This window comes from Amorphus orientalis, assembly GCF_030814015.1.
Lineage (GTDB): Bacteria > Pseudomonadota > Alphaproteobacteria > Rhizobiales > Amorphaceae > Amorphus > Amorphus orientalis.
Genome location: NZ_JAUSUL010000003.1, coordinates 1 through 12843, shown reverse-complemented (window position 1 = coordinate 12843; position 12843 = coordinate 1). Strand labels below are relative to the sequence as shown.

At 68.7% G+C, this 12843-nt stretch carries 5 protein-coding genes and 1 pseudogene; 4 read left to right on the top strand and 2 right to left on the bottom strand.

Features of this window, described 5'->3' with window-relative positions; genetic code table 11:
* Positions 1-71: 71 nt before the first annotated feature.
* Together J2S73_RS14570 and J2S73_RS14565 are read right to left on the bottom strand one after the other, a co-directional pair.
* Entirely contained in the window at positions 72-1931 is a 1860-nt protein-coding gene (locus J2S73_RS14570) for a feruloyl-CoA synthase (RefSeq protein ID WP_306886336.1), read from the bottom strand.
* A gap of 114 nt (positions 1932-2045) precedes the next feature.
* Positions 2046-3185 (bottom strand): ABC transporter substrate-binding protein, encoded by a 1140-nt coding sequence (locus J2S73_RS14565; RefSeq protein ID WP_306886334.1) that lies wholly within the window; start codon positions 3183-3185, stop codon positions 2046-2048.
* Positions 3186-3376: 191 nt separating this feature from the next.
* Here J2S73_RS14565 and J2S73_RS14560 point away from each other — a divergent pair, with 191 nt between their 5' ends.
* The 4 genes and pseudogenes from J2S73_RS14560 to J2S73_RS14545 all read left to right on the top strand — a co-directional run.
* A complete protein-coding gene (locus J2S73_RS14560; RefSeq protein WP_306886333.1) occupies positions 3377-3994 on the top strand; it encodes a TetR/AcrR family transcriptional regulator in 618 nt (205 codons plus the stop codon).
* Between the two features lie 321 nt (positions 3995-4315).
* Positions 4316-9040 (top strand): autotransporter domain-containing protein, encoded by a 4725-nt coding sequence (locus J2S73_RS14555; protein ID WP_306886332.1) that lies wholly within the window; start codon positions 4316-4318, stop codon positions 9038-9040.
* A gap of 252 nt (positions 9041-9292) precedes the next feature.
* A complete protein-coding gene (locus J2S73_RS14550; protein ID WP_306886331.1) occupies positions 9293-10540 on the top strand; it encodes an MFS transporter in 1248 nt (415 codons plus the stop codon).
* Between the two features lie 444 nt (positions 10541-10984).
* Positions 10985-12843, top strand: a pseudogene (locus J2S73_RS14545) (hypothetical protein); the annotation flags it as partial.

The following is a 12843-nucleotide window of genomic DNA, read 5'->3' as shown; positions in this document are numbered from 1 at the left end:
CATCACACGCCGGACGCGCGGGCGCGTCGCCACCCGAGGCCGAGGGCAGAAGTCCCTCACCGGTCGCCGTTTCATGCGGACACGAACGCCTCGGGGTCGTCGCCGTAGAGCTTTTCGACGTCGTCGGCCCGGCGGGTCAGCACGGCGCGCTGGTTGATGTAGCCCTTGTCGGTGATCTCGCCGGCGTCGACCAGCGGCGGATGGTCCAGCAGCCGGGCGCGGGCGGCATAGCGCGAGCTGCCGCCGCCGTCCTGCTTGAGTGCCGCCAGCCCTTCCGCGACGCGCTGGCGGACCGCCGGATGGGCGATGACGTCCGCCAGGCTCGCGTCCTCCGGGAGCCCGGCCAGACGGCGGCAGGCGACCACATTCGGAAAGATCAGGAAACCGACCCGGTCGCGGTCGTGACCCGTCACGACGATGTCCTGGGCGACCGGATCCAGCGCGGCTATGCCGTGCACGCGCAGGTCCCCGACATAGACCCAGGTTCCCGACGAGAGCTTGAAGTCCTCGGTGATCCGCCCGTCGAAGAAGAGACCCGCTTCGGCGGCGTTTGCGTCGGCGAGCTTCACCGCGTCGCCGGTGATGTAGAAGCCCTCGTCGTCGAAGGCCTTCGCCGTCAGCTCCGGGCTTTTCCAGTAGCCGGGCGTGATGTTCGGGCCGCGCACGCGGATTTCCAGCTTGCCGGCGTTGGGCACCAGCTTGAGTTCGGTCCCGGGAACGGGAATGCCGATATTGCCGGAGCGTTCGGCCTGGAAGTGGCAGTCGGTCGCCAGCGGTGCGGTCTCCGTGGTGCCCCAGGAACCGACCATCGGCGTCACCCGGCCGCAGGTCTCCACCGAGAGTTCCTCCAGGGCGTGCCAGATGTTCTGGGGGAGGGCGGCGGCGGCGTAGAAGATCAGCCGTACCGAACCGAAGAAGCGTTCGCGCAGCTCTCTGTCCTCGCGCATGGCGCTGACCAGCATGTCGTAGCCGCGCGGGACGTTGAAGCAGAGCGAGGGGCCGATTTCCTTGATGTTGGCCACGGTCGTGTCGATGGCGCCGGGCATCGGCTTGCCGCGGTCGATATAGAGCGATCCGCCGTTCCTCAGCACCATGTTGAAGTTGTGGTTGGCGCCGAAGGTGTGGCTCCAGGGCAGCCAGTCGACGATCACCGGCGGTTCTTCGGCCAGGAACGGCCAGGTCAGCGCCTTCGCCTCCTGGTTGGAGGTCAGCATGCGCTGGGTGTTGATCACCGCTTTTGGCGTTCCGGTGGAGCCGGAGGTGAAGAGAAAGCGGGCGATGGTGTCCTGGCCGACCGCGTCGAACGCCCGGTTCACGGCGTCGTCGTCGCGCTCCTCGAACAGGGCGTCGAATTCCAGGACGGCGCCGTGGCTCGAACGGCCGCCGGCGCTGGCCACGATGCGGGCTTCGGTGACGTCGGAGAGCGCCGCGAGCGCAGGACCGTAGGCGTCGGCGTCGGACACGTAGATCACGCCGGGCTGGAGGAATGCGACCATGTCCTTCAGCTTCTGGTGATCCTCCGACATCAGCGAATAGGCGGTGGAGATGGTGGCGACGGGCACGCCGATATGCATCGCCGCGAGCGCCAGGACGGCATGGTCGATGCCATTTTCGCTCAGAACGACGACCGGATGCTCCGGCGACAGGTCGCGCTTCAGAAGCCAGGTCGCGATCCGCATCACCTGGTCGTAGGCGGCCCCGTAGCTCAATGTCCGCCAGGGGACGTCCGGGGTCGGGCGCTCCGCCAGAAAGACCCGCTCGGGGTCGCGACGGGCCCAGTCCACAAGCCAGGTGCCGACGCAGCGGGCAGGCTCGGGGAGCGGCACAGGCGAGCGGAGGATGAAGCTTCCGTCCGCCCGTTCCTCCACGTCGACCCGGGGCTCCGCGAACATCGCCGGTCGGTCCCCGATTTTGGCAGAAAGCGCAGTCATCTTCGAAACTTCCCTGGATCACGCCGCCGCTCGCACAGGGAGCCGGGCTGCCCGTGCGACCGGTTCAGGAAGATCCGCCGGGACGACGTTTCGCGCCCCGGCGGACCGGGGCCGTCACTGGCCGATATATTTCCAAGTGCCGCCGTCGACCTGGACCAGGACGCGGCTGCGCTCGTCGTGGCCGTAATGGTTGTCGTCGGAGGTGTTGAAGACGCCGTGGACGCCGACGACCTCTTCCATGTTCGCCAGCGCGTCGCGCAGGGCGGAGCGGAACTCCGGGGTGCCGGGCTCGGCGCCCGTGGCGAGCGCCTTCTCCGTCGCCGCCTGGATCATCTGGCCGGCGTCGAACATGTGGCCGCCGAAGGACGAGAGCGAGCCTTCGCCGTTCGCCGCCTCGTAGTCCTTGGTGTACTGGACCGCCAGCTCCTTGGAGGGGTGATCGTCCGGCAGCTGGGCGGCCACGACGACCGGTCCCACCGGCAGGATCGTGCCCTCGGCGGCATCCTGGGCGACCCGCAGGAACGCGTCACTGGCCGAGCCGTGGGTGTGGTACATCTGGCCCTTGTAGCCGCGCTCGGCGAGCGTGAGGTTCGGCAGGGCAGACGGCGTGCCGGAGGCGACCACCAGGATGGCGTCGGGGTTCGCGGAAACAAGCTTCAGGGCCTGGCCGGTAACGCTGGTGTCGGTCCGGGCGAAGCGCTCGACCGGGCCCAGCTCGATGTCGGTTCCTTCGAGCTGTTTCTTCGTGGCGTTCAGGAACTGCTCGCCGAAGGCGTCGGAATAGCCCAGGAAGCCGAGCGTCTTCACGCCGTTCGTCTTCATGTGATCGACGAGCGCGCTGGCCATCTGAACGTTCGGCTGCGGAGCGGGGAAGGCCCAGTGGCCGGCGTCGCCTTCGAGCGAGATCGGCGCCAGCGGGATGACCGGCGTCTTGGTTTCCGCCGCGATGCCCGCGACCGCCATCGATCCCGGCGTGGCGGAGGAGCCGATGATGACGTCGGCGTTTTCTTCCTCGATGCACTTGCGGACGTTCTTGACGGCGGCCGTCGGATCGGTGGCGTCGTCGAAGACGATGTAGTTCACCTTCTGACCGGAGAATTCCGTCGGCAGAAGGGGAACGGTGTTGTTCTCCGGAACGCCGAGCGACGCGGCCGGCCCGGTGGCCGACACCGTCACGCAGACGTTGATTTCGGCGGACGCAGGTAGGGTGAAGGCAAGGGCAAGCGCCCCCGCCGCTGCGAAGCGAAGATACATGGCAGTCCTCCCAATGGGACGGCTCTTGCGCTGGCCGCCCGCGATGATCGTCGGCAGTGCGATCCGAGGCCGCATCAGGCGGCGCGGAGCGTCTGGCTCTTCTTTTGATTTGAGCCTCTACAAGAAGTTGTCAGTTGTCAATACGGTGCCGTATGGTGTCGGCTGTCGGTCGCAAAAAACGGGAACCCGAGATGGCAAGAGCCGCCGCCAAGACCTCCGACGCCGCCGCGGGATCCGGTGCGCGGCTCGGCGCGACCGACTGGATCGACGTGGGGCTGAAGCTCCTCGCCGGCGGAAACGTCGAGGACGTGCGTGTCGAGGTCATCGCGCGGCAGCTCAAGGTCACCAAGGGCAGCTTCTACTGGCACTTCAAGAACCGCCGGGAGCTGCTCGCGCGGATCCTGGAACACTGGACCGACTGGGCGACGGTGCAGGTGTCCCGCTGGGCGCTGTCGGAAGGCGAGACCCCGCGCGAACGGCTGGAGTGGCTGTTGACGCTGCCGGCCCGCAGCCGGCCCGACCGGCGCGGCGCGGACATCGAGCTCGCCATCCGCAGCTGGGCCCGCCACGACGCACTGGCTGCGGCCACGGTCGAGAAGGTCGACCTCATGCGCGCGGATTTCTTCGTCGCGCTTTTGTCGGAAACCGCCCTGCCGGATGCGGTGATCCGTGAGCGGGCGGCGACCGCCCAGGCCTTCATGCTCGGCGAGGCGCTTTTGAAGACGGGGCTCGACCGCGACACCCGGCTGGCCAATGCGCGCGCGGTCGCGGCCCTCCTCACGCGGGAAGATCCGGACCCCTGCGGATAGGGGCTCGGGCAGCGTCTGTCGCAATCCTGCGCCGGTCGCAATTGTTGCCTCGGCACAACAGCTGCCGGGCTATTCCCGCTCTGAGATTCAGTTTTACCCGGTTGTGGTTGACCCTCGGCCGAGCGGACCGGCTAAGTACCTGCTGAGGTCCCTTTGCCGAACGGTTGGGCTCCGTTCGGCTGTCGCCTGAGCGGGTCCCGTCCGAACAGTAACGTTTTGGATGGGAAGGGGATGTTAAGGTTACCAGATCTGGAGCCGCTCCTTGGCGCCTGGACGGTCAGTCCGAAGGCAGAAGGCTCCTTGGGAACCGCTGGGGGTTGGATGCAGACGAGACGCCGCCTGGGTCGCCGACCGCGTAACCTCCGCATTCGCCTTCTCGGCGCGACCGCCCTCCTGCCGGCTCTCCTCGCCGCCCCCGCCCTGGCCGACGAAACCATCGGCTCCGGCAATCAACAGGAGTTGGACGGATCGTTCGGCAACTCCGGCGGAACGCTCACCGTCGACGGCACGCTGATCATCAAAAACGGCGGTCAGCAGACCGACACCGCGGCCATCCTTGGCGTTGCTCCGCGCGCCGATGGCTTCATCCGGGTGACGGGAAGCGGTTCGAAGCTGATCAACACGGGTGCCAGCCCGTTCGGCCTTGAGGTCGGCAAGACCAGCGGCGGAACTCTGCGCGTCGAAGACGGCGGATCCGTCACTACGGCGACCGGCATGGCGATCGGGTCCGGCTCGGGCTCGACCGGGCTCGTGATCGTCGAGGGCAGCGGTTCCACCCTCCAGGTGACAGGCGCCGGCCAGGTCGGGAAGGGCGGGCTCGGCACGCTGAACATCCGCAACGCCGGAACCGTTTCGATCTCCGACACCCTGTCGCTCGGTGGCGACAGCACCGGGAGCGGGTCGGTTCTGGTGAGCGGTTCCGGGTCGATCCTGTCGGCCGATTCCGTTCAGGTCGGAATCGGGGGGACGGGCACCCTGGTTCTGACCGAAGGCGGCACGGTTTCGGTGCGCAGCGGCAACGGCACGCTGCAGCTCGGCTCATCGGCCAAGGGCACGCTGGCCTTCGGCGCCGCGCGCGGCAGTTCCGCAGCCGCCCCCGGCACGCTCTCGGCGGGATCGATCGCCTTCGGCGGGCCGGGCGAGATCGTCCTCAACCACACCGACACGGGCTACACGCTCGGCCTCGCCATCTCCGGCTCGGGCACGGCCGGCATGATCTCCCAGCTTGCCGGCACGACGATCCTCAGTGGCAATTCCGGCGCCTTCGCCGGGTCCACCACGGTCTCCGGCGGATCGCTGATCGTGAACGGGACCCTCGGTGCTTCCGGGTCGACCCTCTCGGTGGAAAGCGGCGGCCTCATCGGCGGCAGCGGCACCGTCGGCGGCAGCGCGACCATCGCCGGCAGGCTGTCGCCGGGGCCGGCCGGCGGCGGGCCGGCGACGCTCTCCTTCGGCAACGCGCTCACCCTGACCTCTTCGGCGACGTCGCAGTTCGAGCTGCACGAGGCGGAGATCGGCGGCGGCGCCTCCAACGACTTCGTGCCCGTAAGCGGCAGCCTGACGCTGGGCGGTGCCCTCCAGGCCCAGGTCGATGCGGTCGGCCACTACGATCTCTTCACCTACGGCAGCCGGCTGACAGGCACGTTCGGCTCCGTGTCGGTCACCGGAACCCGGTTCGATACGGCGGAGGTCCAGACCGACAACCCCGGCGAGGTCAATCTCGTCGTCAGGGGCTTCAGTCAGAAGCTGCAGTTCTGGGACGGCACGGACATGGTCGGCGACGGGACCGTGAAGGGCGGTCCGGGCGTGTGGAACGCGACCAACACCAACTGGACGGACCTTCCTGGCCGCGCCGACAGCAACGACACCTGGGGCAGCACGGTCGGCATCTTCGCGGGCCAGGAGGCCGGCACCGTCACGGTCGAGGGCACCCAGCGCTTCGACACGCTGCAGTTCAAGCGCAGTGGCTACACCCTGACCGGCGGCGCTCTGGCGCTGGCGCCGACGCGCGGGACCCAGGGCACCTTCAACGTCGACACCGGCGTGACCGCGACGATCGCCTCCACGATCGCGGACGGGACGGTGACGGGTCTGCGCAAGGCCGGCGGCGGCACCCTGCGCGTGACCGGCACGACCGCCCACACCGGCGACACGCTCGTCGACAGCGGAACGCTGCTCGTGGAGGGCACCGTCGGCGCGGCCGGCTCCACCGTCTCCGTGGCGTCCGACGCGACGCTCTCGGGCACCGGGCGGATCGGCGGATCGGTGAGCCTCGACGGCGTGCTTTCGCCGGGCACGCGGCCGCTGACGAGCCCCGGCACCCTGACCATCGGCCAGAATCTGGTCCTCAATCCGGCGGGCCGGGTCCGCTACGAGCTGGGTGCGGCGGGTCTCGTCGGCGGCGGCGACGACGACCTCGTCGTGGTCGGCGGCAACCTGTCTCTGGGCGGAACGTTGCAGGCGCACGCGGAAGCGGCGGGCTACTATCGCCTGTTCGATTATGGCGGCGCGCTGTCCGGATCCTTCGCAAACACCCAGGTGGTCGGCCTCGACGGCGCCTCCACCGAGGTCCAGACGGAGATCGCCGGCCAGGTGAACCTGTTCATCCGGGGCGCGGGCCAGACCTTCCAGTTCTGGGACGGCACCACCACCACCGGCAACGGCACCGTGGAGGGCGGGCCGGGGACCTGGGACGCGACGACGACCAACTGGACGGGCGCGCCGGGCCGCGCAACCATCAACGCGCCGTGGGCGGGCAGCGTCGGCGTCTTCGCCGGAGCCTCCGCCGGGGCGGTGACGGTCGCCGGTACCCAGTCCTTCGACACGCTTCAGTTCGCCCGCGACGGCTACACGCTGAGCGGTGGTGTGCTCGCCTTCTCCCCGGCGCGCGGCCAGGCGGCGACCATCAATGTGGATTCCGGCGTCAGCACGACCATCGCCTCGCAGCTTGCCGACGGGACCGCGACCGGTCTGATCAAGGCCGGCGGCGGCACGTTGACCCTGACAGGCGCCAACACCTATTCCGGCTCCACAACCGTCGCCGGTGGCACGCTGATCGGCTCGGCCGCCTCTATCCGCGGCGACCTGATGAATGCCGGCGCGGTGATCTTCGACCAGACCGCCGACGGGACCTTCGCCGGCGCGGTGTCTGCCTATGACGGCCTCGCCGGCTCGGTCACCAAGCGCGGCGCCGGCGCGCTCACGCTGACCGGCATGAACGGCCTCAACTGGACGGTGGAAGCCGGCCGGCTGATCACCGGGACCGGCCTCCTCGGGGGGGACGTCAGTGTCGCCAGCGGAGCAGGCCTCGTTTTCGACCAGACCGGCCAGGGAACCTACGCCAGCACGATCTCCGGGGCCGGGACGCTCGCCTTCCGGGGCGGCGGAACGGGCATCCTGACCGGCGACAGTTCGGGCTTCGCCGGGGCCACCACGGTGAGCGATTACACGCTGCTGGTGAACGGCCGGCTCGGGGGAGGATTGACGGTCGGCGGCTCCGGCCGGCTCGGCGGCAGCGGCACGGTGGGGACGACGTCGCTGGCGAGCGGAGGCACCATCGCGCCCGGCAACTCCATCGGCACGCTGAATGTGGCCGGCGATCTTACCTTCACGGCCGGATCCGCCTACGAGGTGGAGACGGAGCCGGGCGGCACCTCGGCCGACCTGATCGCCGTCACCGGAACGGCGACACTCGCCGGCAACGTGCTCCATGTCGGCGAGGCGGGCGAGTATGCGTTCCGGGAGCGCTACACCATCCTGACCGCCGGCGGCGGCGTGGTCGGAACGTTTGCCGGCGTGTCGTCGAATTACGCCTTCCTCGATCCCACGCTGTCCTACGCGCCCACCAGCGTGATGCTGACCCTGGAGCGCAACGACGTCGATTTTTCCGACGTGACCATCACCGCGAACCAGCGGGCGACCGCCATCGGCGTCGAAAGCCTCGGCCCCGGTAATCCCCTCTACGACGACCTGCTCGGCCTGACGCCGAGCGAGGCGCTGCAGGCATTCGATGCGCTCTCCGGCGAGGTTTACGCCACGGTGGAGACGGGGCTGATCGAGGACTCCCGCTTCGTGCGCGACACGGCGATGGCCCGGGTCCGGCAGGCATTCGGCGCGCTGTCGGCGCAGAAAGCCGTGTGTCCGGAGGTCTCCGGCGCGATCGTTCCCCTGACCGACCGGGAACGGCAGGCGATGGCGGAGCGCTGCACGCCGCGGCCGCTCGACTATGCCGCCTGGGCGGAAGCCTTCGGTGCCTGGGGCGACAGCGACGGCAACGGCAACGCGGCGACGCTGGACCGCTCCACGGCCGGCGTTTTCGCCGGCGGCGACGCGGCGCTCGGTGCCTGGAGCCGGGCCGGCTTCCTGGTCGGCTACCAGACCTCCAGCTACGACGTGGATGCGCGGGCGTCATCGGCCGACGCGGACACCTACCATCTGGGTCTCTACGGCGGCACCCGGTGGCGCGGCGTCAATCTCCGCGCCGGCGGTGCCTACGCCTGGCACGATCTGGATGCCGACCGCGCGATCACCTTTCCCGGATTCTCCGAAAGCACGACGGCCAGCTACCAGGCGCGCACGGCCCAGGCCTTCGGCGAGATCGGCTACGACATCCGCACCGGTCCGGTCGGGTTCGAGCCGTTCGCGGGGCTGGCCCATGTCCGCCTCGAGACCGACGGCTTCCGGGAAAGCGGGGGAGGGGCCGCGGCCCTTTCGGTGGCGGACGACGAGACCGACGTGACCTACACCACGCTCGGTGTGCGCGCCGAGGCCGATACCTTCCTCGGCCGGTTCCCGCTCGCCGTCAGCGGCGCGCTCGGCTGGCGCCATGCGTTCGGATCCGTCGACCCGACCAGCACCCACGCGTTCGCCGGCGGCTCCTGGTTTGCCGTCGAAGGCGTGCCCGTGGCTACGGACGTGGCTGTGGTGGAAGCCGGCGTCGGCGTCCGGCTCGCACCCCAGGCGGTTCTGTCCGCGTCCTATGAGGGACAGCTGGGCGACCGGGTCCAGGATCACAGTGCCCGGGGTCGGTTCCTGCTGGAATTCTGAGGCCCGGCTCCGGTTCAGTCCGCATCGGCGAGGGTTGCGTCCTGCGCAGGGCTCGAGGGTCGCCTGCCCACCTTTTGTGCATAGCTCGCTGTGCTAGTGTGCAGGCGTCGGCCTGTATCCGCCGCATTCCCTTTTCCGTTGCAAGCCGGCTCCCTTCTTCGAGGCAAGGGAGGGTCCGGCTTTCGTCAGTGTCGCGTGTCCGGACCCACGAAGCGCTGTGCGCGACGCCCGGATATGTCCGAGAGGCTTTCCATGACGTCGATCGCCGCCGACCGGGCCAGCGAAGGCCTCGATTCCCGCTATGCCTGGATGCGCCTGATCGTCTCCGCGCTGATCACCACGATTGCCGGCGTCGGCTTCTGGTCGTCGGTGGTCGTTTTGCCGGCTGTCGAGGCCGATTTCGGGGCGAGCCGGGGCGGCGCCTCCCTGCCCTATTTCGCGTTGATGACGGGCTTTGCCGTCGGAGGCATCGTCATGGGCAGGCTGTCCGACCGGTTTGGCGTTCGGCTGACGCTGTCGATCGGGCTGGTCTCGCTTTTCGTCGGCTATACGCTCGCCGGACTGTCGACCAGCCTGTGGCAGTACGCCATCATTCATGGCGTCTTCATCGGCGGCATGGGAGCGTCGGCCGTCTACGGCCCGATGATCGCCGACGTGTCGCGCTGGTTCGACAAGCGTCGCGGCATCGCGGTTTCCATCGTGGCCTGTGGCAGCTACTTCGCCGGCGCGGTCTGGCCGTCGGCGATCCAGGCGATGGTCGAGCAGTGGGACTGGCGGACCGCCTATCTCGCGACCGGTATCATCTGCTTCGTGACCATCCTGCCGTTGATGCTGTTCCTGCGTCGCCAGGCACCGGAGGAACCGGCGGTCGTGCGCCGTCCCGTACGTCGCGCGGGAGCGAACCCGGAGACCGACGTCGATCTTCCGCTGCCTGTGCTTCAGGGCCTCCTGATCGTGGCGGGTGTCGCCTGCTGTGTCGCCATGGCGATGCCGCAGGTCCACATCGTGGCGCTTTGCACCCAGCTCGGCTACGGCGCCCAGGCGGGGGTGCAGATGCTCTCGCTGATGCTGATCACCGGCATCATAAGCCGCCTGTTTTTCGGAATGGTGGCCGACCGGATCGGGCCGTTGCCGACGCTGTGGGTCAGCTCGATTCTCCAGGGGCTGTCGCTGTTTCTGTTCCTGCCGTTTGACGGCCTGGCTCCGTTGTACCTGGTTTCCGCTCTGTTTGGCCTCGCTCAGGGCGGTATCGTGCCGACCTATGCATTGATCATCCGCGCGTTTTTCCCGGCGAAGGAAGCGGCCGGGCGGATCGGGCTCGTGCTCTCGGCAACGCTGATCGGCATGGCCGTCGGCGGCTGGATGTCGGGCGAGATCTACGACTACTTCCTGTCCTACGGACCGGCCTTCATGAACGGGATCGCCTGGAATATTCTGAACCTGTCGATCGCCACCTTCCTTTTCCTGCGCCTGGGGACCGGGAAGCTCGCGACCGCTTGAGCTGTGCCGGCGGTGTGGCCTTCCTTGTCCGGTCCGGACGCACCGGGCGGGTATCGTCGGTAATCTGCGACCCTCGGTAGATAGGGGATGAAAGGTTTTGCAGGATCTGATCGGCTCCGTTCATCAGAATTCTCTAAAATGATATATTAGAAATATTCTATGCGTTAAAAATCATGTGTCATTTAAATCACGACTTCACACAAATCGCTCTCTGGCCGGCGCATCGATTCAGTATCCCTTGAAAGACCCCCCACAGATCGTCTTGCCTCTCCGGGCGGCAAGGCCAGTTCGGGCGCTGCTGCAGGCGTGGAGGGAATGGTCTGGATGCCGGTTTTCATGGGTGGTGAGAGGTGTGGTCCGCGGCGCGCGTCGGTGGAGGGAGAGACGTCCGGTTGCACCCGCAGCGAAGCGCCGCGATCCCGGTCGAGCGGGCGGCTGCGCCGATTGACCCTTCTCAGCACCGCAGCGGTCGTTCTCCTGGCGGCTCAGCCCGCGCTTGCCGGCGGCGGTGCCGGCGGCGCATCGGGTGGCGGGGCCAATTCGGGCGGTTTGGGCGGAACCTCCAACAACACGGGCGCCGGCGGCGGCGGCAACCCGGGCTCCAATCCCGGCGGCGCTGGCAGCAGCGGCGGCGGTGGCGGGGGCGCCGGTGAAACCCAGGGAACGGGCGGCAACGGGTTCGGGAGTGGCGGCGGTGCCGGAACCGGTCTGAACGGCGCTAACGGCAGTTCGGGTGGTGGTGGCGGTGGCGGCGCCCACGGCCTTGTCGGAACCAGCATTACGGGCTCGCCGACCGGCGGAACCGGCGGAAATGGCGGCAACGGTATCGGGGGCGGCAATGCCAGCGGCGGCGGCGGCGGCGGCGCGGGCGGCTATGGCGCCGTCTACACCGGGACGTCCGGATCGATTGGAGGTTCGTCCGTCCTGACCGGGGGCGTGGGTGGCAGCGGTGGCGCTGGTTCCACCGGCACTACCGACAGCAGCGGCGGTTCGGGCGGTGACGGTGGTATTGGCCTCGTTGCCACCCAACCTGCGGATTTGTCCATCCTCGGCACCCTGCGCGGCGGCAATGGCGGCAACGGAGGGCCCGGCCCCGCCCTTTCCACCACCGCAGACGGCGGCAACGGTGGTGCCGGCGGTGCCGGCTTCTCCACCGACCAGGCGGTTACCCTGACTGTGGGTGGCACGGTCATCGGTGGCAACGGCGGCCTCGGCGGCGGGGGCACGTCCGGCGGAACTTCCGGCGATGGCGGCGCCGGCGGGGCCGGCCTGTCTTTCGGCTCTTCCGCTACCGTGACCGTCACGGGCACCGTGACCGGCGGGAACGGCGCCAACCGCGGCACGCCCGTCTCCGGCGGATCGGCAGGCGCGTACGGCGCCGGCGGTATCGGAATCACCGGCGAGAACCTCGACCTCACGGTGTCCGGAAGCGTGAGTGGCGGGGTCGACGGCAGCAACACCACGCGGGCGAACGCGATCGAGTTCACCGGCGGCACCAACCGGCTGACGCTGGAGGCCGGCTACGGGATCTTCGACACCGTCGTCGCGAACGGAACGACCGATACACTGGCGATCGGAGGGGCGTCCGACTGGACGTTTGGGGTCGCCAGCATCGGATCGGCCAACAAGTTCCGCGGCTTCGACGCATTCGAGAAGACCGGTGCCAGCAGCTGGAGCCTGCTCGGCACCACGACCGAGACGACGCCGTGGACGGTGACGGGCGGCACGCTCGCGATCTCCAACGGGGCTTCGCTGGGATCGTCGTCTGGAACCCTGACCCTGAACGGCGGCACGCTCGGCGTGACCGCATCGACGACCGTTTCCAATCCGGTGGGCGTCGGCTCCGCCAACGGGTCTATCGAAGTTGGAACCGGGGCGTCGGCCTCGGTTCAGGGCGCCGTGTCGGGAACCGGGACGCTGACCAAGTCCGGTCCGGGCCAGATGAGTCTCACCGCCGACAGTTCGGCGTTTGGCGGCAGCACCAACGTGTCGGCCGGCGTGCTCGAAGTCTATGGCGGGCTCGGTGGTGATATCGCAGTCGGCAGCGAGCTGCGGCTGATTCAGAACGCGCCCCGGACCTTCTCCGGCGTCTTCTCCGGAACGGGAACGATCAGCAAGCAGGGATCCGCGACGACGACGCTTTCGGGCGATTCGTCGGGCTTCGCCGGTACCACGACCATTGCGGCCGGAACGCTGAACGTGACCAACGCGCTCGGCGGCGATATCGCGATTGGCGGTAACCTCAGGCTCGACCAGTCGACGGACCGGACCTTTTCCGGAGCGCTCTCCGGAGCGGGCGTCTT